This is a genomic window from Janthinobacterium sp. SUN100 (genome assembly GCF_030397705.1).
Classification (GTDB): Bacteria; Pseudomonadota; Gammaproteobacteria; order Burkholderiales; family Burkholderiaceae_D; genus Janthinobacterium; species Janthinobacterium kumbetense.
In genome coordinates this window covers 530,994-554,888 of the sequence record NZ_JAPUBU010000003.1, presented here as the reverse complement: position 1 = coordinate 554,888, position 23,895 = coordinate 530,994, and the positions used below count along the sequence as shown (strand labels likewise).

The window sequence follows — 23,895 nt, the reverse complement described above, 5'->3', positions numbered from 1 at the left end:
AAGTGCCGATTTGTCGACAAAGATGCAAATTAGCAATAAGATTTGACGAGGGGAATCATTGCGCACCGCCCCTGTCTTGCCGCCCGTTTCAGGCGCGGGACATTACGCGCAGGGAGTGTTGTATGTTATTTTTAAAGAGTACGTCCGTCAGCAAGGCCCCCGGCATCTACGAGGTCGACATCGCCGCGAAACCACCGGGCAAGACCTTCGGCATTTTTCTCGCCACCGATCCCGACCATCCACCGCATGCCTTGCTGGGACAATTGAAGGCGCTCGGCTTCGAGAACACCTATAGTTCACCCTACCTGCACAAGGATGCGGGCAAGGTGCTGGACCTGCATTTCCAGAAGGATGGCACGGACATCTTCAAGGGTTGGAAAACCGAGGAATGCACGCACAACCTGGCGGCCATCACGGCGCTGTTCGAGGAACACGGCATCACCATCGCCCCACGGGTCATGTCGATGGCGGAAGCCTACGCCTAAGCGCATATCAAAACCTACTGCGCGTCGGTATAGGCGGCCTGCGATGCTCACTGCCTCGGCGGCCCCGTGCATTAGCACAGCTCCGCTTCCCAGCCACCTCTTCCTTCCGCTCGCTACGGTTTTGTTTGGCGTTTTAAGTAGCGTCAACCCGCCTCCACGCCGATGTGATACAGCGCCCACGGGCAGCTGGCGAACCGTTCGGCCAGGGGCAGGGCCGCCACGGCGGCGATGCGGTCCGCATCGTGGATCGCCCATAGGGGCCCCAGGCCGCCCAGCGCCATCGCCTGGCCGTCCAGGTGGGTGGCGACGATAAAACGCTGCGCGCGCGCCTGCGCCATGGTCAGCGCCGCCGCATAGCCATCCACGGCCCGTAGCAGTAGCCGCACGGCATCGTCCTCGGGCGCGCCGGCCGCCTTCAATACCTCGACCAGCAGCGGCCCGCGCAGGGCATGCGCCTTGCCATCGTATTCCAGGGTGGGGTGGATGGTGCGCGCCGGCAAGTTCGCCAGCGCCGCAAAGTCGAAGGCCCGCGCCCGCTCAAAACTGATCTTTTGCTTGTGCATCATCTGGTCGCGCACGGCGTCGAACGGACCCCGATTCGGCTTGTCGATGCTGCCCGTGATGGTCAGCAGGGCAGGACCGCGCAGGCCGGCGGGCGCCGCCCGGGCGATGGCCGGCAGGGCCGCGGCGGCCATGCCGGCGGCGAGAAACTGGCGTTTGTGCATGCACTTCTCCTCTGGACTGAAAATAGCTAATGCTCTTAAGTCTATCTTAAGTTCGCTCAACGGTGCGCATTTTACGGTTATTGTCAGTTTGCAATGTCAGCTTACATCTTGTCACAGTTCTTACGGAATGGAGAAAGACGTAGCTTTTTTCGGCTGTTATTGTGTAGTCATCGCACTTCGCTGAACTGCGAATCCAGGCACCATTCACTAATTGAGAGAGAGAACATGATGAAGAAGAAAATCCTGTTTGCAATGATCGCATCCGTTACCGCACTGACCGGCATGAGCGCCGCCCACGCCGAAGGCGCGTATGTGGGTGCCGGCGTCACGGGCAACCGTTATAATTTCGATATTCCTGGCGCCACCAGCGCCGATAATCACAGCGGCTACAAGGCTGGCGCCAAGATCTTCGCCGGTTACGATTTCGATAAAACCTGGGCAATCGAAGGCGGCTATGCCGATTTCGGCAGCAAGGATTACAGCTACGTCACCGGCGCCGGCAACGGTTCCGTGAAAAGCGATTCGCACGGCTATTACCTGGCCGGCAAGGCCACCATGCCCGTGACCGACAAGGTCGGCGTGTTCGGCAAGCTGGGCGTGGCCAAGGTCAAGAACAGCTTGAGCGGCACCGGCCTGTCGACCGGCATCAGCGGCAACGACAAGACGGGCGTGTACGCTTCCGTCGGCGCCCAGTACGCAATCAACGAGAAAGTCTCGCTGACGGCGGAAGTGGAACACTTCGGCAAGAGCGCCGACCAGGGCCGCAAGGCTACCGGCCTCGCTTTAGGCGCACGCTACAACTTCTAAAACCTACTGCGCGGCACGCTTTGTAGCCTCCGATGCTCACTGTGCTACGGCACAGCTCCGCTTCTCAGCCACAATTCGTTGCCGCTCGCTACGGTTTTAAAAACTGGAAGTATGCTGAAAAAAAGGCAGTTACCGCGAGGTAACTGCCTTTTTGCGTTGCCGGACCGAAATTACGTGGTCAAGGGCTTGTAGCGGATACGTTTTGGTTTCGCGCCTTCTTCGCCCAGGCGTTTCTTCTTGTCGGCTTCGTATTCTTGATAGTTGCCGTCAAAGAAGGTGACCTGCGAGTTGCCTTCGAAAGCGAGGATGTGCGTGGCGATACGGTCGAGGAACCAGCGGTCATGGGAAATGACCATGACGCTGCCGGCAAATTCCAGCAGGGCGTCTTCCAGCGCGCGCAAGGTTTCCACGTCCAGATCGTTCGACGGTTCATCGAGCAGCAGGACGTTGCCGCCCATCAACAGGGTTTTCGCCAGGTGCAGACGGCCGCGTTCACCGCCGGACAGGTTGCCCACTTGCTTTTGCTGGTCCGAGCCCTTGAAGTTGAAGCGGCCCAGGTAGGCGCGCGACGGCATTTCGAAGCGGCCCACCGTCAGCATGTCGGCACCGCCGGACACATCTTCAAAGACGGACTTGTTGTCGGCCAGCGAATCGCGGTTCTGGTCGACGATGGAGACGCGCGCCGTCTGGCCGATGGCCACTTCGCCGCTGTCCGGTGTTTCCTTGCCGGTGATCATCTTGAACAGGGTCGATTTACCGGCGCCGTTGGGGCCGATGATGCCGACGATGGCGCCTGGCGGCACGGTGAAGCTCAGGTTATCGATCAGCAGGCGGTCGCCGAACGCTTTCGACACGTTCTTGAACTCGATGACTTCATTGCCCAGGCGTTCGGCCACGGGAATGAAGATCTCCTGCGTTTCGTTGCGCTTCTGGTATTCGTGCTCGGACAGCTCGTTGAAGCGGGCCAGGCGGGCTTTCGACTTGGCCTGGCGCGCTTTCGGGTTCTGGCGCGACCATTCCAATTCCTTCTGCAGCGCCTTTTGGCGCGCCGATTCCGTCGCTTCTTCCTGCTTCAGGCGGGCCTGCTTCTGGTCCAGCCAGGTCGAGTAGTTACCCTTCCATGGAATGCCGTGGCCGCGGTCCAGTTCCAGAATCCACTCTGCCGCGTTGTCGAGGAAGTAGCGGTCATGGGTGATGGCCACCACTGTGCCGGGGAAGCGTAGCAGGAATTGTTCCAGCCAGTCGACCGATTCCGCATCCAGATGGTTGGTCGGCTCGTCGAGCAGCAGCATGTCGGGTTTCGACAGCAGCAGCTTGCACAGCGCGACGCGGCGCTTTTCACCGCCGGACAGCACGCCGATGGTGGCGTCCCATGGCGGCAGGCGCAGCGCGTCGGCGGCCATTTCCAGCTGCAGATTCAGATTGCCGCCGTCGGAGGTCGAAATGATCGCTTCCAGGCGTGCCTGTTCCGTGGCCAGGGCGTCGAAATCGGCGTCTTCCTCGGCATACGCGGCGTACACGGCTTCCAGCTTGGCTTGCGCTTCAAACACTTCGCCCAGGCCCGACTCGACTTCCTGGCGCACGGTTTTTGTCGGGTCCAGCTGCGGTTCCTGCGGCAGGTAGCCGATGTTCAGGCCCGGCATCGGCACGGCTTCGCCCTGGATGTCGGTGTCGATGCCTGCCATGATTTTCAGCAGGGTCGATTTGCCGGAGCCGTTCAGGCCCAGCACGCCGATCTTCGCGCCTGGGAAGAAGGACAGGGAAATATCTTTCAGAATCTGGCGCTTGGGCGGGACGATTTTGCCCACGCGATTCATGGTGTAGACGTAATTTGCCATTAGAAATCTCGGGTGATATACAAAGACGGACAGGATACGGTAAACGCCCGCTTCCGGCCAGCGCTGCGCGTTGCGGAAACGGACGCCAGGGGCAGGACTAAGCGGCGGCGCGCGCCTTGCGGGCCGTCCACAGCCCTTCGGCCGCATACAGGGCCAGCGCCGTCCAGATGACGAGGAAGCCCAGCATGCGCTCGGGCGTGAACGATTCGTGGAAGACCCACACGCCGATCAAGAGCTGGCCTGTGGGGGCGATGTATTGCAACAGCCCCAGCACGGCCAGCGGCAGGCGGCGCGCGCCGGCGGCAAACAGCAGCAGGGGAATGGCCGTGATGGGGCCGGACGCCAGCAGCAGCGCGCGCGTGGCGGTGGAATCCGTGTTGACGAAGCCGCTCTGGCCATGCCAGGCCAGCCACAGCATGTAGGCCAGCGCCAGGGGAAATAAAATCAGTGTTTCGAACGACAGGCCTTCCAGCGCACCCAGCGCGGCCGTCTTGCGCAGCAAGCCATAGCCGCCGAAGGTGGCCGCCAGCAGCAGGGCGATCCACGGCACTTGTCCCGCCTGCCAAGTGAGCCAGGCCACGCCGCAGGCGGCCAGGCCGATGGCCAGCCACTGCAGGCGGCGCAGGCGCTCGTGCAGCAGCAAAAAGCCCAGCATGACATTGATCAGGGGCGTGATGAAGTAGCCGAGGCTGGCGTCGACTACGTGGCCGTTGTTGACGGCCCAGATATAGATGAACCAGTTGGCGGAGAGCAAAAACGCGCTGGCGACGAAGCTGGCCACGACCCTGGGCTGCGCCTTCAGGCTGCCCAGCCAGCTCCACTGCCGGCGCACGGTCAGCACGACGCCCAGGAACAACAGCGACCAGACCATGCGGTGCGCCAGGATTTCCTGCGGCGCGATCTCGCCGATGGCGTGGAAGTACAGGGGGAACAGGCCCCAGCACAGGAAGGCGAGGGAGGCGTACAACATGCCTGGATTCATGATGGGCTTCGCTGGAGAGTAGACAGTCTGTCATTATGGCTGAAAACACCGGGGGCTGCCCGGCGCCGCTGGCGAGGCGTAGAATGGCAACAAATCAATGGCCGCATGTCCGCGCAGCAAGGCGGAGCGGCACAAAACCACGACCTTGGGGCAGCTGCGGAACCATGCAAAAATACTCTTGCTATTTGCTAATACCTATCATATTGTGCGATGCAACAAAACAAAAACGGGTGCAACCTTGACGTCGGAACATAAAAAAAGCGGCCTTGCCGGCTTGACGCTGGCGGCCGTCGGCATCGTTTACGGCGATATCGGCACCAGTCCGCTGTACACCCTGAAGACCGTCTTCGACCCGGCCCACGGCCTGCTGCTCTCGCACGAGAACCTGCTGGGCATCGTCTCGCTGATTTTCTGGGGCCTGACCCTGATCGTCTCGCTCAAGTACGTGACCCTGGTGTTGCGCGCCGACAACCGCGGCGAGGGCGGCATCATGGCCCTGATGGCGCTGGTGCTGTCGTCTGTCAGCCGCCTGTCGCGCTGGCATTTCCCGCTGATGGTGATCGGCGTCTTCGGCGCCACCCTGTTCTATGGCGACAGCGTGATCACGCCGGCCATTTCCGTGCTGTCGGCGATCGAAGGCCTGGAAGTGGCCACGCCCGCCTTCAGTCCCTACGTGGTGCCGCTGACGATCGCCGTGCTGGTGGGCCTGTACTCGGTACAGTCGCACGGCACGGCCGGCATCGGCCGCTATTTTGCCCCCGTCATGGTGCTGTGGTTTGCCGCGCTGGCCGGCATGGGCGTGGTCAACATCATCAAGTCGCCGGCCATCCTGGCCGCGCTCAATCCCCTGCACGCGGCCACTTTCCTGATGAATAACGGCTTCGTCGCCTTTGTTGCCCTGGGCGCCGTGGTGCTGGCGCTGACGGGCGCCGAGGCGCTGTACGCCGACATGGGCCACTTCGGCAAGAAGCCGATCCGCCTGGCCTGGTTCCTGATCGCCTTTCCCGCGCTGGCGCTGAACTACCTGGGCCAGGGCGGCTTGCTGCTGGCCCATCCGGAAGCCGTCTCGAATCCGTTTTACCAGCAACTGGGCGCGTGGAGCGTGTATCCGCTGGTGATCCTGTCGACCATGGCCACCGTGATCGCCTCGCAGGCGACCATTTCCGGCACCTTCTCGATGACCAAGCAAGCGATCGCGCTGGGCTTCCTGCCGCGCATGCGCGTGCGGCACACGTCGGAAAGCGAAATCGGGCAGATCTACATCCCCGCCGTGAACTGGCTGCAACTGGCCGTGGTGCTGCTGGCCGTCATCGGCTTCGGTTCCTCGGAAAACCTGGCCGCCGCCTACGGCATCGCCGTGACGGCCACCATGCTGTCGACGACGATCCTGACCTTCTTCGTCATCCGCTACCGCTGGAAGATGAACCTGGCCCTGTGCTGGGCCGCCACGGGCTTTTTCCTGATCATCGACGTCAACCTGGTGTCGGCCACGGCCCTGAAACTGTTCCACGGCGGCTGGTTCCCGCTGCTGCTGGGTTCGATTTTGTTCATCGTCATGCTGACCTGGAAGCGGGGCCGCCAGCTGGTGTTCCAGAACCTGGAAAAGCATGCGATTCCGCTCGACGATTTCCTCTCGTCGCTGTTCATCGCGCCACCGCTGCGCGTGCCCGGCACGGCCATCTTCCTGCGCGGCGAAACGGATGGCGTGCCGCACGCGCTGCTGCATAACTTGCTGCACAACAAGGTGTTGCATGAACGGGTGATCTTCCTGACCGTCTTCATGCATGAAGAGCCGTGGGTGGCGCCATCGGAGCGCGTGCGCGTGGTGGACCTGGGCCACCAATGCTACCAGGTCAACGTGCATTACGGCTTCAAGGATGAACCGGACATTCCGGCCGCGCTGGCGCAGTGCGCCCAGCAGGGACTGGACTTCGAGATGATGGAAACGTCGTTCTTCATCGCGCGCCAGACCATCATCTCGACGCCGGGTGCCGGCATGATGCCGTGGCGCGAGCACCTGTTCGTCACCATGTCGCGTAATGCGCGCACGGCGGCCGACTACTATCAGATTCCGAGCAACCGGGTGATCGAACTGGGCACGCAGGTAGAAATATAGATATTGTGTCAACGTTGCATTTAGGCACATTTATTGCCCTGCTTACGTCTGCTTACAAATGGGCTACGCGAGTCCTGTTAAACTCCAGCCCGTACCGGTCCGCACCGTACGGGCTTAGCCACACACCAATATTTAAAGGGAAACCATGAAATCGGTATTTCAAATGATCGCCACCCTCGCTTGCGCCGTGGCCCTGACCGCTTGCGGCGCTGCTGCCAACACCCAGAAGCCGGTCGTGCTTGACCCGAATACGCAAGTGAAGGAACTCCTCTTTCCCGACCTGGTGAAAGGCACCGGCACGGCCGCTGCGGCGGGCGATACCTTGACGGTGGCCTATACGGGCTGGCTGTATGACGCGAGCAAGCCGGACGGCAAAGGCGTGCAATTCGAAACGTCGCTCCCTCTCCAGCCTTTTACGTTTATCCTCGGCATCGGCAGAGTGATTCTGGGCTGGGACCGCGGCCTGGTCGGCATGCAGGAAGGCGGCACGCGCCGCCTGGTCATTCCGTATGACCTGGGCTATGGCGTGAGCGGCACCCGCGACAAGTCGGGTGCGGTGGTGATCCCGCCTTACGCCGGCCTGGTGTTCGACATCACGCTGCAAAAAGTGGAAAAAAAGTAAGCACGCGCAAGGTGCACGGACAAAGGGCGACTCCATGGAGTCGCCCTTTTTGCTTTTGCGGCCAATTCAAACTGGCGCCAGTTCCTGGAAGTAATACGTGGCGCCGCCCAGATTGGCCGGCGCGTCATATTGCAGCACTTGCGTGCGGCGCAGCGCCACCGGCGTGCTGAAGGCGGGGCCGTCGTAGACGAAGGTGTGGAATTCGCCGTTTTCGCCGCAGGCGTCGACGCCGGGCGGCAGGTCGGCCAGGAAGGCGGCGTCGAACTCGCGCCCGCAAAATTCGCGCGGCAGGTGCTGGCCATTGATGCAGACGACGATGGCCTTGAAGCCGGCGGCAAGGAACTCATCGACCAGCGCGCGCCGTTCCCCGCCCCACAGGGGCAAATGGGCCGTCAGGCCGGCCGCGGCGCAGACTTTTTCTTCCCAGTCGCGGTGCGGCTGCAAGTCGATGTCGCCGAAGATGGCGTGTTCTATGCCTGCGTCTTTCGCCGCGCGCAGCATGGCGATGAATTGCTCCTCGTAGCTGGCCCAGCTGGCGTGATAGCGCTGCAGGCGCGCGCCCAGGCTGGCTGCCTGCGCCTCGAGCAGCTCCGGCGGCACGCCGTGCGAGCGCGATTTTCGGCCATCTTCATCCATGGCCGTGATCAGCAGCGGCACGCTCGTGCCGGCGTTGCGCGCGCGCCACAGGGCCAGGCAGGAATCCTTGCCGCCGCTCCAGGAAATCAGGGCCGTCGTCATGCCGCCGCGCCCGGCTGCACGGCGCGCAGCATGTCGACGTGCTGGATGCCGTCTTCGTCGTAGGGCGCGCTGACGGTGACAAAGCCGAAGGACTGGTAGAAGCGCTCCAGGTAGTGCTGCGCGCCGATGCGGATGGCGTGGCCCGGGTGCTGGCGTTCGGCGCGCGCGATGCCCTCAAGCAATAGCTGCTTGCCCGCGCCCGTGGTGCGCGCCTCGGGCGCCGTCAGCACGCGGCCCAGCGACATTTCCACATACTTGGCGCCCGGCGCCAGCACGCGCAGATAGGCGGCCAGCCGGCGCTGGCCGTCGACCGTTTGCCAGCCCAGCAAATGCATGGCTTGCTGGTCATGGCCATCGAGGTCCGGGTAAATGCACTGCTGTTCGATGACGAACACGCGCTGGCGCAAGGCCAGCACCTGGTACAAATCGTGGGGGCCGAGTTCGTCGAACGTGTTCCATTGCCAGCTGATCATGGGTCATCCTTGATTGAGAGTGGCCATGATTTTACCGGCTTCACGCCGCCGGCGCGGGATAGCGCTGCGCATACCACTGCTTCAGGTGCTCGATGCAGCGCGTCACGCGGGGCGCCACCAGCTGGCGCGACGGGTAGATGGCAAACAGCGCCAGGCTGGGACGCTCCACCTCGGGAAACAGTTCGACCAGCGCGCCGCTGGCCAGTTCTTCGCGGCAGACAAAGGTGGGCAGGATGCCGATGCCCAGTCCCCGCAGGATCAGGCTGCGCATGAACAGGGTGTTATTCGTGCGCACCCAGTTCGGCACTTCGATGTCGCTGTGCGGCCCCGCACGGCGCAGCGGCCAGCGGCTGCCGAACAGGGCGTGGCTGTAGATGAAGCAGCGCTGGCGCGTCAGGTCCGTGGGGGCCAGCAGGGGACCGTGGCGTTCCAGGTAGGCGGGCGCGCAGCAGATGTGCAGGCGGTAGTCGTGGATGTGGCGCGCCACATAGCTCGAATCGGTGAGCGCCGTGGTGACGCGGAAACCCAGGTCGTAGTTGGCCGCCGCCAGGTCCACGTATTCATCCTTCAGGTCGACGTCCAGGCGCAAGGCCGGCCACTCGGCCATGAAATCGGCCAGGCCCTCGGCCAGCTCGCCCACGCCAAGCGATAATGGCGCGTTGATGCGCAGGCGGCCCGTCACGTGGGCCGTCGAGTGGGCCACCATGTCCTCGGCTTGCGCCAGTTCGTCGAGCAGCTTGCGGCAGTGCTCGAGGTAGGCGGCGCCCGTTTCCGTCAGGGCCAGCTGGCGCGTGGTGCGCGTCATCAGGCGACCGCCCAGTTCCTGCTCCAGCTGGCCGATGCGCCGGCTCACATACGAGGCCGACAGGTCCAGTTCATCGGCCGCGCGGCGAAAGCTGCCCAGCTCGGCCACGCGGCGGAACAGCTGCATCGCCTGCAATTTATCCATTTCATTCCAATTCGGTCGTATTCAGCATTAGTCAGCTGCATTATTCATCATTTTTCTTCATTTTGATTCGGAATATGCTGGCGGCTTCTCTACTGGAATCCTCATGATGAAAAAATTACTCTTAAGCAGTGTGCTGCTCGCCGCCTTTTCCACCGCCCAGGCGGCCGACGTTCTCGTCGTGCTGTCCGACGCGAACCACCTCGAATTGCGCGATGGCAAGGTCTTCGCGACGGGCTTTTATCTGAATGAACTGATGCAGCCCGTCAAAAAGCTGCTCGACGCGGGCCACACGGTGACGTTTGCCACGCCGCAGGGCCAGGCGCCCACGCTGGATGCCGGCTCGGATACGGCCGCCTACTTTGGCGGCGACGCGGCCGCGCACGCGGCGCACAAGGCGCTGCTGGACCAGCTGGCGCTGACGGTGCCGGGCCGCTCGCCCGTGATCAGCCTGAAACGGGTGGCGCAGATCGGCTATGGCCACTATGCGGCCGTGCTGGTGCCGGGCGGTCACGCGCCCATGCAGGATTTGTTGAAGGATGCCAGCCTGGGCGCCTTGCTGCGCCAGTTCCACGCGGACGGCAAGCCGACGGCGCTGCTGTGCCACGGCCCCGTCGCCCTGCTGTCGGCCCTGCCGCAGGCGGTCCAATTTACGGCCGCGCTGGAAGCGGGCCAGACGCCGCCCGCGCCGGCCGGCTGGATCTACAGCGGCTACCGCATGACGGTGATCAGCAACCAGGAAGAGGCGGCGGCGCAGGGCGCGCTCGGTGGCGGCACGATGAAGTTCTATCCGCAGTCGGGCTTGCAGGCGGCCGGCGCGCAGTATGTGCAGAACCAGGCGCCGTGGAGCAGCAACGTGGTGGTCGACCGCGAACTGATCACGGGGCAGAATCCCGCCTCGGCGCCGGCCCTGGCGGACAAGCTGCTGCAGGCGCTGCGCTGAAAAAAATCCCCGGCGGCGCCTGGGGGCGCGGCCGGGGATGCGCCCCAAGGCGGTGGGGATTACACGATCGTCAGGGTGACGTCGATGTTGCCGCGCGTGGCGTTCGAGTACGGGCACACGATGTGGGCGGCGGCGACCAGCGCTTCGGCGGCGGCGCGTTCCATGCCTGGCAGCGAGATCTTCAGTTCCACTTCGATGCCGAAGCCCGTCTCGATGGCGCCGATGCCGACGTTGCCTTCGATCGACAGGTCCGCCGGCAGGGCGATCTTGTCGCGGCCGCCGACGAATTTCATGGCGCCGATGAAGCAGGCCGAGTAGCCTGCAGCGAACAGTTGTTCCGGATTGGTGCCGACGGCGCCATTGCCGCCCAGTTCTTTTGGCGTGGTCAGCTTGACGTCCAGCACATTGTCGGACGACACGGCACGGCCTTCGCGGCCTCCGGTGGCGGTAGCTTGAGCGCGGTACAGGACTTGTTTGATCGACATGATGGTTTTCCTTGAGTTGATTAAATAGTTGACTACTAAATAGTGTGCTACTTGTTTCGTGGGCTGGTGCCCCAGGATGCCCGTCTGAAGAAGCGGTATGCGGCGTCCATGTACACAATATATATCGCGCACTATTTAATTGCAAGCGATTTTATTTGCGCGTGGCGCGGATTGAAGCTTTATTTTCTTGCCTTTGTCGCCAGTATTGCCCTTCCATCGCATAATGGCCACCGCCGCTGGCGCCGATAGTTATGCTTGGCCCCACTTCACTCCCCAAGGAAAAATCATGACTAGCCTTTTCTTTATCCTGCGCATCGCCGTGGCCACGATGGTCGCCTACATCATCGCCACGGCGATTCTGGTCGAGAATTTCCTGCGCCATGTCTTCGGGCAGACGGAAGGCTTTTTTGTCATCGTCGGCGCGCTGCTGGCCAGCGCCGTCGTCACGAATGCGTTTTCGCACGTGCGGCGCGTGCGCCTGATCGCCGGCGCCGTCAATGCCGGCACCCTGTCGAGCCGCCAGCGGCGCCAGATCGAGATTCCGTTCGAGGCAGGCGAGGCGTTCGACATGATCGACGCGGCCATCCGCGAACTGCCGGGCAGCGAAGTGGTCGAAAGCGCGCGCGACAGCCTGCAGGTGCAGGCCCGCGTGCGCCGCGCCGCGCCCTACACGCACACGGGCTTGCCGCGCATGCGCCTGCTGGGCTTCCTGGAGCCGCGGCCGAACCAGATTCTCGCCACCGTCACGCCGAATGGCGAAGCGGGCAGCGTCACGCTGATCTGCGAACCGGCGCGCAACGCCTGGACCGACTGGTTCCTCGTCGACCATGGCAGCAACCTGGAAAACGCGGAAGCGGTGACGCGGGCGATGACGCGCCGGGTGGCGCAGCGCCGTCGCGGCGAGCAGGCCGAGGCGCGCCAGACGGTGACGGAAAAGGAACTCACGGTGGCCAAGCTGAGCCTGCTGCATGCGCAGGTCGAGCCGCACTTCCTGTACAACACCCTGGCCAGCGCGCAGTTGCTCACGCGCAGCGACCCCGTGCGCGCCGACGAAATGCTCGGCAACCTGATCCTGTACTTGCGCCACTCGCTGCCGCGCACGGAGCAAGCCATGTCGACCCTGGGCACGGAGCTGGAACGGGCGCGCGCCTACCTCGATATCCTGAAAATCCGCATGGGCGCACGCCTGAACCTGCAGATTGAGGTGCCGCAATACCTGCGCCAGGCGGAACTGCCGCCGATGATGCTGCAAACCCTGGTGGAAAACGCCATCAAGCATGGCCTGGAGCCGAAAAGCGGCGGCGGCACCATCTGGATCATGGCGCGCAGCGGCAACGGTACGGTGATCGTCACGGTGGCCGATGACGGCAAGGGGCTCAGCGACGACGGCGCCGGCACGGGCATTGGCTTACGCAATGTGCGCGAGCGCCTGCGTTTGACCTACGGCAATGCCGCCGCGTTCGCCATTGTCGCCAATTTCCCCGATGGCGTGACGGCCACCATCACGGTGCCAGACAGCACGGCGCAAGGAGTTTCCTATGCATCAGCCTGAGATGACTTGCGTCATTGCCGAAGACGAAGCCCTGCTGCGCGACGCGCTGGTGGCCCTGCTGGCCGAAGAGTGGCCCAGCTTGCGCATCGTCGCCGCCTGCGACGACGGCGGCGCGGCGCTCGAGGCCATCGCCACCCTGCGCCCCGACATCGCCTTCCTCGATATCCGCATGCCGGGCTTGACGGGGCTGGAAGTGGCGGCCGGCGCGCTGGAAGCGAGTCCCGCCACGCAGGTGGTGTTCGTCACCGCCTACGACCAGTACGCGATCGACGCCTTCGATAACGGCGCCGTCGATTATTTATTGAAACCGATAGCCCGCGAGCGCCTGCAGGCGACCGTGCAGCGCGTGCAGGCCCGGGCCGGCAAGACCCAGGCGGGCGACGGCGCGCTGGCCGGCCTGCTGCAGCAATTGAGCAGCGCCTTGCCGGCGGCGGCCAAGTCGCCGCCGCTGGTGTGGCTCACGGCCAGCAGCGGCAAGGATACGCGGCTGATCATGGTGGAAGACATCGCCTATTTTCAGTCCGACACCAAGTACACGGCCGTCATGACGGCGGAAGGCGAGGCGCTGTTGCGCAAGCCGATCCGCGAACTGCTCGACGTGCTCGACCCGGCCATCTTCAAGCAGATCCACCGCTCCACCATCGTCAACATGAAGATGGTGGCCTCGGTCACGCGCGACGAGGTGGGGCGTGGCGCTTTGCGCCTGAAAACGCGGCCGGAAACCCTGGCCGTGAGCCAGCCGTTCATGGCGCTGTTCCGGAATATGTAGGCTGGCTTAATCGGCCGTTTCAAAGCCTTCGAGCACGTTGACGACATTGATGCCGATTTCCTTCACGGCATAGCCTCCTTCGAGGATGAAGGCGGTGGGCAGGTTCAGATGCGCGAGGCGCTCGCCCACGCGCAGGTAGTCGCCGCTTTGCAGGGCGAAGTGCGACAGCGGGTCGCCGGCAAAGGTGTCCACGCCGAGCGAGACCACCAGCGCATCGGGCGCATACATATTGATGCGCAGGCAAGCCGTTTCCAGCGCGGCGAACCAGCTGGCCGTGGACGTGCCGGGGGGCAGCGGCAAGTTGACGTTGTAGCCGAGACCCGCGCCGCTGCCCGTTTCATCGGCGTGGCCCAGATAAAACGGATATTCGCTGCGCGGGTCGGCGTGCAGGGAGGCGAACAGCACGTCGTCGCGCTGGTAAAAGATGCTTTGCGTGCCGTTGCCGTGATGGTAATCGATATCGAGGATGGCGACCTTGCGGGCGCCGTCGTCGAGCAGATGCTGCGCGGCCAGCGCCGCGTTGTTCAGAAAACAGTAGCCGCCGAAGAAATCGCTGCCCGCATGGTGGCCCGGCGGGCGCGTCAGGGCGAACGTGGCCCGCTCGCCCAGGCGCAGCGCATGGGCCGCGTTGACGGCGCAGTCGGCGCCCGTCTTGGCCGCCGTCCACGTGCCGGCCGTCAGCGGCGTGCCATTGTCCATCGAGTACAGTCCCAGCTTGGCCGTGAAGTCATCCGGTTCGATATCGCTGCGCAAGGTGCGCACGGGCCACACGGATGGCAAGGCGTCCTTGCCCGCGTTGTCGGGATCGAGCGCCAGCCAGTCGTGCCAGGCGTGGCGCAAAAAATGCAGGTAGCGGGGCGTGTGGATGCGCTCGAGCGACGTCAGCGGCACGCCGTGCGGCGTGACGATGCGGCCCAGGTTACGCCGTCCCAGTTCGGCCACCACCATGTCGGCCCGCTCGGGCGTCTCGAAGCAGGGTACCAGGGTGCCGCGAAACATTTCGAAGCGGCCCCGGTGCTGGCTGTGCAATTCATTGTAGAAGGTCAGCATGGGGGCGCTTTGCGCAAGGTCAGACTCAGGTGTGCGAGCACAGGGTGCTGGCGCGGTAGGCGGCGACGAAATCGTCGAAGCTGCCGGCCGGTGCCGCTTCCATGGCGCGCTGCTCGGCCAGCGAGCTGGCGGCCATCTCGTCGAAATACGCGCTTTGTTCCTGCGTTGCCGGCTGCGCGCGGAAATAGGCGGCGTGGCGTTCGCTCTGGCGCAAGCCGAAGGCGGCAAACGAGCCGCCGTTGGCGCGCAGTTCGGCCAATACCTTCGCCGATGGCGTCGCATCCGGGTCGGCCAGTTTGCGGGCTTGCGCGGCCAGGCTGTCCGCGTGCTGCGTGCCGCCAAGGCGCGCGTCGAGCAAGGCCGCCACGGGCGCGATGCGCGCCAGCAACTCTTCGCCCCAGGCCTGCAGGGTGATCTCTTCGCCGTCGCGGCGCAGGGTCAATCCAGGCTTGCGGCCTTCCTTGACGGTGCGGGCGAAATTGTTCGTATAGCACGCGCTTTGCTCGGCCGAGATGGGGCCGCTGTCGTCGAGCGCGCAGAACAGCAGGAAGGCGTCCAGGAAGCGGCCCGTTTCCAGGCTGATGCCGACCGGTTCGAACGGGTCGACATCCATGCAGCGCACTTCGATGTATTGCACGCCGCGCAGGCACAGGGCCTGGATCGGGCGCTCGCCCGTGCGGATCACGCGTTTCGGACGGATGGTCGAATAGTATTCATTTTCGATCTGCAGCACGTTGGTGGACAATTGAATCCACTCGCCATCCTTCTTTGTGCCCAGCGCAGCATACGGCGGATACGGGTCGTTGACGGCGTGCGTGAGCGCGTTGACGTAGTCGTCCAGGCTGTTTTCGTGCGGGCGCAGGCCGGACTGGGCATCGTTCTGGTAGCCGAGGTCGCTCATGCGCAGGCTGGTGGCGTACGGCAGGAACAGGGTGTCGTCGGACAGGGTGTCGAGCTTGTGCGCGCGGCCGCGCAGGAAACCGCTGGATAGGGCAGGCGAAGCGCCGAACAGGTACATCAGGAGCCAGCTGTAGCGGCGGAAATTGCGGATCGTCGCCAGGTAGCTTTCCGACTGCACGTCTTTCGGCGTGGCCGCCGCGTGGGTGGGGCTGGCGCTGGTGTCCGGATTGCCGGCCAGCGCTTGCCACAGCTGCTCGTCGAGCGAGTAGTTGTAGTGGATGCCGGCGATGCATTGCATGGCTTTGCCATAGCGCAAGGCCAGACCGCGCCGGTAGACGTGCTTGAGCATGCCCATGTTCGAGCTGCCGTAGTTGGCGATTTCGATGTCCGCTTCGGGCGGCAGCTGGCATGGCATCGACTGGCTCCACAGCAACTCGTCGCCGAGGCGGCTGTAGGCGTAGCGGTGCACGGTGTCCAGTTTGCTTAATGTCGTGGCGATGTCCTGTTCCGCCGGCGTGATGAATTCGAGCAGCGCTTCGGCGTAATCGGTGGTGATTTCAGGGTGCGTCAGCGCCGAGCCCAGGGCGGCGGGGTGGGGCGTGGAAGCCAGATGGCCGGCATGGTCGACGCGCAGGGTTTCACGCTCGATGCCGCGCAAGCCGCCCAGCAGCGCGCGGTTGGCATCTTCGGTCAGCAATGCCAGGCGGCGAGTCAACAGGTTGGGCAATTTGAGCTTCCTTTCTTGTGCAGCATATAAATAATTTGTGCTGAGATTAACCGAATTTTGGCAAATGCGTCGGCGCCGGCCCAAAAAACGCCGCGTCGCCAGCGTCCGCCCCGGGTAACGGGGACGGCGCTTCGGTCAGGAATTCGCTTGATATTTTAACAAACTGCGGGGGATCTGGCGCGCCGCCGGATCAAGCTTTGCGCAGCTTGTCGTGCTCAGCCGTGGCGGGCGCCGCTGACCCGTTCGATGCCGGCCAGGTCGCGCCAGCTTTGCACTTTGTTGTAGCCGGCGTCGGACAGCAAGCCGCGCACGGATGCCGCCTGGTCGTAGCCGTGTTCCATCAGCAGCCAGGCGCCTGACGCCAGGTGGCGCGCGGCGCCGGAGACGATGGTGCGCAGGGCCGACAGGCCATCCGCGTGGTCGGTCAGCGCGCCGGCCGGCTCGAAGCGCAGATCGCCTTCGGCCAGGTGGCGGTCGCCGCTGGCGATGTAGGGGGGATTCGAGACGATCAGGTCGAACTTTTCCGTGCCCAGCGCTTCGAACCAGTCGCTGGCCATGAAGGTGATGTTGACGCCGTTGGCGCTGGCGTTGCGGCGCGCCACGGCCAGCGCCGTGCTGCTCACGTCCAGGGCCGTGACGACGGCGTCCGGCCGCGTATGCGCGAGGGCGACGGCGATGGCGCCGCTGCCCGTGCCCATGTCGAGCACCCGTCCGCCGGGCGGCAGGCGTTCGAGCGCCAGTTCCACCAGCACTTCCGTGTCGGGGCGGGGGATCAGCACGGCGTCGTTCACTTCGAACGGCAGGCCGAAAAACTCACGCTGGCCGACGATGTAGGCGATCGGCTCACCCTGCAGGCGGCGTGCCAGCAAGGCCGACAAACGGGCCGCTTCGTCGGAAGTGAGGACTCGCTCCGATTGTGTGATCAGGCTCACGCGCGACAGGCCCAGCGCGTGGCCCAGCAGGATGCGGTTGTCGAGCGGATCGAGCAGAGGACGGATTTGCAGGGCGCCGACAGTGCTGCCGGCGGGGATCAGTGTTTCTGGCATAGTGCTTTCAATTATTTCTGACGGCGCAGCAAGGTCCACAGCAAGGTGAGGGCGAAGATGGCGAACCAGATGAACGCCCATTGCGGGATCGACAGGCCGAAGAATGGCTCGCCCGCGTTTTCGCAGGCGCCATACGATTCAAACATGAAGGGCATGAGTTCGGCCGTGAAGACCTTGTTCAGCGCCGTTTCCACCGGGTCGATGCCGCACGAAAAGCCGGGGTTGGCCAGCACGTACAGGTGCTTGGCGCCGACGCCCAGGCCGCCCAGGGCCGCCAGCACGCCGACGCCCGCGCCGATCTTCGGCCGGTTGGCCGCCGCGCCGGCCAGGCAGGCGATGCCGATGGCGAGGAACAGGTAGCGCTGGATCACGCACAGCGGGCACGGCGCCATGTTCATGGCATGCTGCAAATACATGGCCACGCCCAGCATCAGGAAACACAGGGCGGCGGTCAACAGGAGGACGGTGCGTGAATTTTTCATGGGCGACACGGTGAGGTGGATGGAATCGAGCTGGTCATTTTCGCACAAGGCCGGATTTTTATTGCTTAGCCGCTACTTAAACCCTTGATTTGGCTGAGCGCGTTAAAAAGTGTTCAGGGCAAGGCGCAGCGCCGCAGGCAGTACGAATGTACGGCCAGGCGCTGCAACGCCGCCATGGACGCTGTTTAATCGCCCAAGGCTGCCAGCAGCTCCGCCTGGTGCTCTGCCGCCAAGGCATTCGTCAAGTCCGTCAAATCCCCATCCATGATGAAGTCCAGCTTGTACAAGGTCAAATTGATGCGGTGGTCCGTCAGGCGGCCTTGCGGGAAATTATACGTGCGGATACGCTCGCTGCGGTCGCCCGAGCCGATCAGGCTCTTGCGGGTGGCCGCTTCCTTCGACTGCTGTTCGCGCAGCTGCACGTCCTTGATGCGCGCGGCCAGCACTTTCATCGCCTGCGCCTTGTTCTTGTGCTGGCTGCGGTCATCCTGGCATTCCACCACGATGCCGGTCGGCAAGTGGGTGATGCGCACGGCGGAATCCGTTTTATTGATGTGCTGTCCGCCCGCACCCGAGGCGCGGTAGGTGTCGATGCGCAGGTCGGCCGGGTTGATGTTGACGTCTTCCACTTCGTCCGCTTCCGGCATCACGGCTACCGTGCAGGCCGACGTGTGGATGCGGCCCTGCGTTTCCGTGGCCGGCACGCGCTGCACGCGGTGGCCGCCCGACTCGAATTTCAGTTTCGAATACGCGCCATTGCCGACGATACGCACGATCACTTCGCGGTAGCCGCCCAGGTCGGAGTCGGACGAGGACACGAGTTCCACCTGCCAGCGGTTGCGCTCGGCAAAGCGTGTGTACATGCGCAATAAATCGCCGGCGAACAGGGCCGATTCATCGCCGCCCGTGCCGGCGCGAATTTCCAGGAAGATATTGCGCTCGTCGTTGACATCCTTCGGCAGCAGCATGGTTTGCAATTCGCGTTCCAGCCGCGCCATGGTGGTCTTGGCCGCCTCGATTTCTTCCTGGGCGAATTCCTTCATGTCGGGATCGCCCAGCATCTCTTGCGCTGTCGCAATATCGTTGCCCGCTTCCTGGTAGGAATGGTACAGGGCCACCAGCGGGCCCAGTTCGGCGTGCTCGCGCGTCATCTTGCGGTAGCTGTCCATGTTCGACGTGGCGTCCGGATGCATCAGCAGTTCGTCGAGTTCGACCAGGCGGTTCGCCAGTTGATCGAGTTTGGCCAGCATGGATGGTTTCATAGCGATTCGCGGTAAAAGGTGTAGGGATGATACGGGCCCGGCAGGCGGGCAGGGGCGGCCGCGCGGGCGGCCAGCGGGGCTGCGCTAACGGCGGGGGCGGAACAGTTTCGGCAGCAGGGTGACCAGCTGCTTGCGCTCGTCGCCTTGCGCGTGGTGCAGCGCTTGCTGCGGGCCGTGCAGGAACTTGGCCGTCAAGCCTTTCGACAGCGCTTCCAGGACGGCGTCGATGTCGGCGCCCTTGGCCAGCATCTTGCGCGCCCGTTCCACTTCCATCAGGCGCAAGGATTCGCTGTTTTCATGCAAATGCTGGATGACGGGCACCATGGCGCGGTCGTCGACCCAGCTCATGAACGATTGCACGCGCGTCTCGATGATGGCTTCGGCTTGCGCCACGGCCGCTTGCCGGCTTTCCAGGCCCGTCTGCACGACCTTGCCCAGGTCGTCGACCGTGTACAGGAAGACGTCGTTCAAACGGCCCACTTCCGCTTCGATGTCGCGCGGCACGGCCAGGTCGACCATGAACATGGGCTTGTGGCGGCGCGCCTTGATGGCGCGCTCGACCAGGCCCAGGCCCAGCAGCGGCAACGACGACGCCGTGCACGAGATGACGATGTCGAACTGGTGCAATTGCTCCGGCAAGTCGGCCAGGCGGATGGCCTTGCCGTTGAAGCGGTGCGCCAGTTCCTCGCCCCGCTCCATGGTGCGGTTGGCAATGGTGATGCTTTTCGGGTTTTGCGCCGCGAAGTGCGTGGCGCACAATTCGATCATTTCGCCGGCGCCGATGAACAGCACGTTCTGCTCGGCAATCTTGTCGAAGATGCGCTGCGACAGGCGCACGGCGGCGGCCGCCATGGACACGCTGTGGGCGCCGATTTCCGTGCTGCTGCGCACTTCCTTGGCGACGGAAAAGCTGCGCTGGAACAACTGGTGCAGATATGTGCCCAGGCCGCCCGCCTCGTCGGCCGTGCGGATGGCGTCCTTGATCTGCCCCAGGATCTGCGTTTCGCCCAGCACCATCGAATCGAGCCCGGAGGCGACGCGGAAGGTGTGGCGCACGGCATCGTGCTGCGGCAACATATATAAGTGGGGGCGCAGCTCGCTGTAGTTGAGCTTGTGATAATCGGCCAGGAAATGCGCGCCCGCGTCGAGCGGATTGGGCACGTGGCTGGCCGCGTACAGCTCGGTGCGGTTGCAGGTCGACAGGATGGCCGCTTCGTCGTTGTCGCGCAAGTCGATGCGCTGGAACCAGGTGCGCGCCGCCATCACCGCCTGGCCCAGGTGCTCAGGCGCAAACGCCAGCTGTTCGCGGAGCGACACTGGGGCGGTGGTATGGTTGAGGCCTACGGCGAGCAGTTGCATTTCAGGGCTGTTGGGATGGCTTATGCCGACATTATAACGCTTTGTGCCCGTGCTTTGAGCAGGTCAGCCGTTTGCCGCCGTTCAGCCGCCCAGTTTTTCCAGGCGATAACCGTAACTGTAGACGGGTACCAGCCTGTAGCCGTGTTCCGGTTTCAGCTGCAGCTTGTTGCGCACGCGCGAGACGTGGGTATCCATGGTGCGCGAGGGCAGGGCCGTGTCGCGCTGCCACACGGCTTCGTGGATGTAGGCGCGCGACAATGGACGGCCCAGGTTGCGGAAAAACAGCAGCGCCAGGGCGAATTCCTTGTGCGTCACGTCGAGCACTTCGCCATCGCGCAGCAGGCGGCCGGGACGGGTTTCAAACGTGTAATGACCGAATTGCAAGGTTTCGGCGCCATTCTGGGCCGGGTACGCCACGCGCAGCAGCGCCTGGGTGCGCAAGGTCAGTTCGCTGCGCCGCAAGGGCTTGATCATGTAGTCGTCGGCGCCGGCCGTCATGCCCGCCACCACGTCGTCTTCGCCGGAACTGTTGGTCATAAACAACACGGGCGCCTTGGGCGCCAGTTTTTCCCGGGCGCGGCGCAACACTTCGGCGCCGTCCAGATCGCTCACATGCCAGTCGAGGATGAGCATGTCGCAACTGTCCTTGCGCAGTTGCCCCAGCATGTCCTTGGCACTCTGAAACTCGTGGCAAGCGTGGCCGGCGGCGGTGAGCACCTGGCAGATCAGTTCTGCCTGGCTATGGTCGCTATCGAGTACGGCAATTCGCATAATTGGCTGGAGTGTGTAGCAACAAACAGACGGTCCGCTCTGCTTATCGTAATGTTAAGGAATGCTCAAGTGAAATATAACAGAGATTGCAACTGTGTCCAGTGAAATCGGCAGCTGAGGCCTTTACGTTACACTTGTTCATCTACCCATCACTCGCGGAGAAACGGCCATGGCAGACAAGAGCACCACCGATTGGACCCTGATACCGGCCAGCCGTGCCGACATCGAGCAAGTGCGCGAGCGTTGCCGGCGCCTGGTACAGCGGCGTGCCATGATGTCGGCGGGCGCCTCGGCCATCCCCATTCCCGGCATCGACCTGATGTCCGACGTGGGTCTGTTTTCCATGCTGATCAACGATATCAACCACGAATTCGGCCTCACGCCCGAGCAGATCGAGCGCCTGAACCCGCAGTTCAAGATGATGGCCTACCGCGCGGCGGTGGGCATGGGCGGCATGCTGGTGGGAAAGTTGGTGTCGCGCGAACTGATCCTCCAGCTGCTCAAGCGCAGTGGCGTCAAGATTGCCACCAAGCAGGTGGCGCGCTTCGTGCCGTTTGCCGGCCAGGCGGTGGCGGCAGCCATCGGCTACGCCGTGTTCCGCCAGATCGGCAACCAGCACGTGAACGCCTGCGCCGCGGTGGCGCAGGAATTGCTCACGGTCAGGCCGGATGAAAGCTGATTTCTTTAAGCAGAAATCAAAGTGTGCTTGATGGCGGTCGAAAATGGCAGATATGCTGTCGCTGCCAGTTCGTCTTTATATAATTCGATGCATTGTTCGCGGGTCAAATCACCAGACTCCACTATCTTCATGAACTCCATTCCCAAGTCGGTATAACCGGCGATGGCGCTGCGCCGCATTTCACGTAAAGCGCCATTAAGATTGAAAATGCGTATGGTTTCCATGGCACGTTTTTTATCCTCGGGGTTCAATCCTTCGCGCACGGCCACGCTGCCGTCGCTGACGAACAGGAAAAAGTATTCTGGGTCTTCCTCGTCTGGTTTGATGAGGTCTGCAGGATCGTAATGCGGCAATTCATCCTTGAATTTGCCGCAGTTGTCGACGCGGTTGCATGATCCGAATAAATTAGACCATAGAAAGGTTACTTTCGGATCGCGTCCCTTTTGACGAAAGTGATCGATATGTTTCTTGTTGTCGCGCAAGGTATCTTCGCAATAGGCGCAGCGATGTTGTTGCATCTCATCAAGTTTTTCCCAAATCGCTTGCTTGTCTTCGACAGTGACGGTTTTCCAATTGTCCCGGCCATGCTGATATCTTGATAAGCATGTCGGTGCTGCACGGCGTTGCAGCTTATGCATCACCAGTCTCGCGCAACGGCAATTTGCGTTTGAAGGCTTGCAGGCGTATCAGGCGGTCACATTCAAGCATCTTTGGATGGCTGGCACCAAAATGCGTGTTCAGTTCTGCTCGTAACGCCGCGCCACTCGGCTCGTCATGCAAATTCTGCTGAATTAATGCCATGTAGTGACTGAGTTGGCGTGCCGGCTCGACATCGGGCACCGGATCGATACCCATGACATTGGCCAATACGTCCGAGCTGGCCACGCCCATGGTTTGTTGATAGATCTTATTGACCACCATGCGCTTGCGTCCGCTTTCTTCGTCCAGTTCCCAATCCAGCCGGCGTATGCAGTGCGAGTCGATGCTGCTGAGCACCTGAGGGCTGTGGGTGGTCACGATGAACTGGATATTCGGAAAGGCCTTTTGTAGGTCTGGCAGGACGGTTTGCTGCCATTCCGGATGCAAGTGCATGTCCACTTCATCAATCATGACGATGCCATGCGTGAGCAGGGCTGCCTTGTCGCCATGGTGGGTATTGAGTTTATAGCAGCGGTAGGCAATGTCACCGACGAGCGCCAGCATGTTGCGTATGCCGTCACTGAGCTGGCTTACCTTGAGCTTGCCCTGATCAGGATGTTCCAGTACCAGATCGTCGTGCTCGGCGCTGTATTCCAGCCAATGCCAGCCTGTATGCGGTTCCAGAATCACGTCGATGGCCTGCTGGACGGCGCGTACTGGCGCAAGCAGATCGTCTGCGACCTCCGCATCGGGCCCGAGTCTCTTTTCGAGATTGCGGATCTGTGCATCCCTGAGTGCCTTGAATACGCGCGTGTACCACTGGGAAAAGTCTTTATAGCTCGATGAAGGAGCGAGGCAATCGCGATAGGCCCAGGTGCGTGAAAAGGATGCCTGGTCTACTTTATCCGATTTGCCGGCCAGTTTTTTCTGGCTCCACAATCGGCCTGTGCCGTAATAACCGAGCATGGGCAATTCGTCTGCTTCAACCTGACCATTGGCAAAGACGCGCCTTTCCAGCACCTGCGCATGGCTATATAGCGCTATTGCATCGGAGAAAGCATTGTTTTTTGTTTTGCTGGATCTTTTGACGCTGTCGCGCAAGCGTCTCCCATGCCATTCCAGATCAGTACGATCTGCGTCATGGACCATCGGCTCAATAGTGCCAAATGACTCAATCACACAAGGCAGGCGCCATTCCATCTGATGTGCCGCCAGTTTTTCGCGCAATACATCGTCAATATTGATACCGGTGGTATCGAGCGACATGCTGCCCAGGTCAAAACCGGCAAGATACGGCCATAAGGCAATCTTGATCGCGTCGAGCAGGGACGATTTTCCTTGGCCGTTGAGTGCGACGATGACGGTCAACTGGGGATCGAAGGTGAGCTGCACATGTTCAAAACAACGGAAATTCTGCAGAGTGATCCGTTCGATTTTCAATGTTGGCTCCAGTGCAGCATAAGTGTATATCGTCGGGGACAACGCGAAAAGGGCTGACT

General features: G+C 62.6%; 24 protein-coding genes. 8 read left to right on the top strand and 16 right to left on the bottom strand.

Annotation, left to right across the window (positions count from 1 at the left end; translation table 11 throughout):
* Positions 1–122 precede the first annotated feature (122 nt).
* Positions 123–485: a hypothetical protein gene (locus O0881_RS19015; RefSeq protein WP_077398469.1), complete on the top strand. Its 363-nt coding sequence runs from the start codon at positions 123–125 to the stop codon at positions 483–485.
* 143 nt (positions 486–628) lie between these two features.
* Here the strand turns inward: O0881_RS19015 and O0881_RS19010 are convergent, their stop codons facing one another.
* Complete coding sequence (locus tag O0881_RS19010; RefSeq protein ID WP_289905939.1) at positions 629–1,210, bottom strand: molybdopterin-dependent oxidoreductase; 582 nt, start codon at positions 1,208–1,210, stop codon at positions 629–631.
* A 225-nt stretch (positions 1,211–1,435) separates the two neighbouring features.
* Here O0881_RS19010 and O0881_RS19005 point away from each other — a divergent pair, with 225 nt between their 5' ends.
* Positions 1,436–2,017 carry a porin family protein gene (locus O0881_RS19005; RefSeq protein ID WP_099665893.1) on the top strand — a complete coding sequence of 194 codons (582 nt, stop codon included), beginning with the start codon at positions 1,436–1,438 and terminating at the stop codon, positions 2,015–2,017.
* A 170-nt stretch (positions 2,018–2,187) separates the two neighbouring features.
* Here O0881_RS19005 and ettA read toward each other — a convergent pair whose 3' ends face one another.
* Entirely contained in the window at positions 2,188–3,855 is a 1,668-nt protein-coding gene (ettA, locus tag O0881_RS19000; protein WP_289912523.1) for an energy-dependent translational throttle protein EttA, read from the bottom strand.
* A gap of 97 nt (positions 3,856–3,952) precedes the next feature.
* Entirely contained in the window at positions 3,953–4,837 is an 885-nt protein-coding gene (gene rarD, locus O0881_RS18995) for an EamA family transporter RarD (RefSeq protein ID WP_251349527.1), read from the bottom strand.
* A gap of 238 nt (positions 4,838–5,075) precedes the next feature.
* On the opposite strand from rarD, the gene O0881_RS18990 reads away from it, so the two are divergent.
* Together O0881_RS18990 and O0881_RS18985 are read left to right on the top strand one after the other, a co-directional pair.
* The gene (locus tag O0881_RS18990) at positions 5,076–6,953 is read left to right on the top strand and encodes a potassium transporter Kup (protein WP_077398475.1); all 1,878 of its coding nucleotides are present in this window, start codon (positions 5,076–5,078) and stop codon (positions 6,951–6,953) included.
* Positions 6,954–7,098: 145 nt separating this feature from the next.
* Complete coding sequence (locus tag O0881_RS18985) at positions 7,099–7,575, top strand: FKBP-type peptidyl-prolyl cis-trans isomerase (RefSeq protein ID WP_289912522.1); 477 nt, start codon at positions 7,099–7,101, stop codon at positions 7,573–7,575.
* Positions 7,576–7,641: 66 nt separating this feature from the next.
* On the opposite strand, the gene O0881_RS18980 is transcribed toward O0881_RS18985, so the two are convergent.
* Genes O0881_RS18980 through O0881_RS18970 form a run of 3 tightly spaced genes read right to left on the bottom strand, consistent with a single transcriptional unit; the run spans position 7,642 to position 9,735 of the window.
* Entirely contained in the window at positions 7,642–8,313 is a 672-nt protein-coding gene (locus O0881_RS18980; protein WP_289912521.1) for a diphthine--ammonia ligase, read from the bottom strand.
* Entirely contained in the window at positions 8,310–8,786 is a 477-nt protein-coding gene (locus O0881_RS18975; RefSeq protein ID WP_289912520.1) for a GNAT family N-acetyltransferase, read from the bottom strand. The genes O0881_RS18980 and O0881_RS18975 overlap by 4 nt, the downstream gene beginning before the upstream one ends.
* A 40-nt stretch (positions 8,787–8,826) precedes the next feature.
* A complete protein-coding gene (locus tag O0881_RS18970) occupies positions 8,827–9,735 on the bottom strand; it encodes a LysR family transcriptional regulator (RefSeq protein ID WP_289912519.1) in 909 nt (302 codons plus the stop codon).
* A gap of 103 nt (positions 9,736–9,838) precedes the next feature.
* On the opposite strand from O0881_RS18970, the gene O0881_RS18965 reads away from it, so the two are divergent.
* Positions 9,839–10,675, top strand: coding sequence for a type 1 glutamine amidotransferase domain-containing protein (locus O0881_RS18965; protein ID WP_289912518.1), 837 nt, complete (start codon positions 9,839–9,841; stop codon positions 10,673–10,675).
* Between the two features lie 59 nt (positions 10,676–10,734).
* On the opposite strand, the gene O0881_RS18960 is transcribed toward O0881_RS18965, so the two are convergent.
* On the bottom strand, positions 10,735–11,160 hold the full coding sequence (locus O0881_RS18960) for an organic hydroperoxide resistance protein (protein ID WP_034783746.1): 426 nt from the start codon (positions 11,158–11,160) through the stop codon (positions 10,735–10,737).
* 286 nt (positions 11,161–11,446) lie between these two features.
* On the opposite strand from O0881_RS18960, the gene O0881_RS18955 reads away from it, so the two are divergent.
* Together O0881_RS18955 and O0881_RS18950 are read left to right on the top strand one after the other, a co-directional pair.
* Entirely contained in the window at positions 11,447–12,712 is a 1,266-nt protein-coding gene (locus O0881_RS18955; protein ID WP_289912517.1) for a histidine kinase, read from the top strand.
* A complete protein-coding gene (locus tag O0881_RS18950) occupies positions 12,699–13,481 on the top strand; it encodes a LytTR family DNA-binding domain-containing protein (RefSeq protein WP_289899635.1) in 783 nt (260 codons plus the stop codon). Before O0881_RS18955 ends, O0881_RS18950 begins: the two co-directional genes overlap by 14 nt.
* Positions 13,482–13,487: 6 nt before the next feature.
* On the opposite strand, the gene O0881_RS18945 is transcribed toward O0881_RS18950, so the two are convergent.
* From O0881_RS18945 to O0881_RS18915, 7 genes are all read right to left on the bottom strand, one after another.
* Entirely contained in the window at positions 13,488–14,531 is a 1,044-nt protein-coding gene (locus O0881_RS18945) for a histone deacetylase family protein (RefSeq protein WP_099665884.1), read from the bottom strand.
* Positions 14,532–14,556: 25 nt separating this feature from the next.
* Positions 14,557–16,158, bottom strand: a complete 1,602-nt coding sequence (gene gshA, locus O0881_RS18940) for a glutamate--cysteine ligase (RefSeq protein WP_289912516.1) — start codon at positions 16,156–16,158, stop codon at positions 14,557–14,559.
* Between the two features lie 215 nt (positions 16,159–16,373).
* Complete coding sequence (gene prmC, locus O0881_RS18935; RefSeq protein ID WP_289912515.1) at positions 16,374–17,204, bottom strand: peptide chain release factor N(5)-glutamine methyltransferase; 831 nt, start codon at positions 17,202–17,204, stop codon at positions 16,374–16,376.
* 11 nt (positions 17,205–17,215) lie between these two features.
* Positions 17,216–17,686, bottom strand: coding sequence for a disulfide bond formation protein B (locus O0881_RS18930; RefSeq protein WP_077408913.1), 471 nt, complete (start codon positions 17,684–17,686; stop codon positions 17,216–17,218).
* A 185-nt stretch (positions 17,687–17,871) separates the two neighbouring features.
* On the bottom strand, positions 17,872–18,948 hold the full coding sequence (gene prfA / locus O0881_RS18925; protein ID WP_077398497.1) for a peptide chain release factor 1: 1,077 nt from the start codon (positions 18,946–18,948) through the stop codon (positions 17,872–17,874).
* A gap of 84 nt (positions 18,949–19,032) precedes the next feature.
* Positions 19,033–20,307 carry a glutamyl-tRNA reductase gene (gene hemA / locus O0881_RS18920; protein WP_077398499.1) on the bottom strand — a complete coding sequence of 425 codons (1,275 nt, stop codon included), beginning with the start codon at positions 20,305–20,307 and terminating at the stop codon, positions 19,033–19,035.
* Positions 20,308–20,388: 81 nt separating this feature from the next.
* Entirely contained in the window at positions 20,389–21,078 is a 690-nt protein-coding gene (locus O0881_RS18915; RefSeq protein WP_099665880.1) for a response regulator transcription factor, read from the bottom strand.
* 169 nt (positions 21,079–21,247) lie between these two features.
* Here O0881_RS18915 and O0881_RS18910 point away from each other — a divergent pair, with 169 nt between their 5' ends.
* Positions 21,248–21,757: a hypothetical protein gene (locus O0881_RS18910; RefSeq protein WP_289912514.1), complete on the top strand. Its 510-nt coding sequence runs from the start codon at positions 21,248–21,250 to the stop codon at positions 21,755–21,757.
* Positions 21,758–21,762: 5 nt separating this feature from the next.
* Here the strand turns inward: O0881_RS18910 and ptuB are convergent, their stop codons facing one another.
* Together ptuB and O0881_RS18900 are read right to left on the bottom strand one after the other, a co-directional pair.
* On the bottom strand, positions 21,763–22,395 hold the full coding sequence (gene ptuB, locus O0881_RS18905; RefSeq protein ID WP_289912513.1) for a retron Ec78 anti-phage system effector HNH endonuclease PtuB: 633 nt from the start codon (positions 22,393–22,395) through the stop codon (positions 21,763–21,765).
* Positions 22,388–23,836: an AAA family ATPase gene (locus O0881_RS18900; protein WP_289912511.1), complete on the bottom strand. Its 1,449-nt coding sequence runs from the start codon at positions 23,834–23,836 to the stop codon at positions 22,388–22,390. Before O0881_RS18900 ends, ptuB begins: the two co-directional genes overlap by 8 nt.
* Between the last annotated feature and the right edge of the window lie 59 nt (positions 23,837–23,895).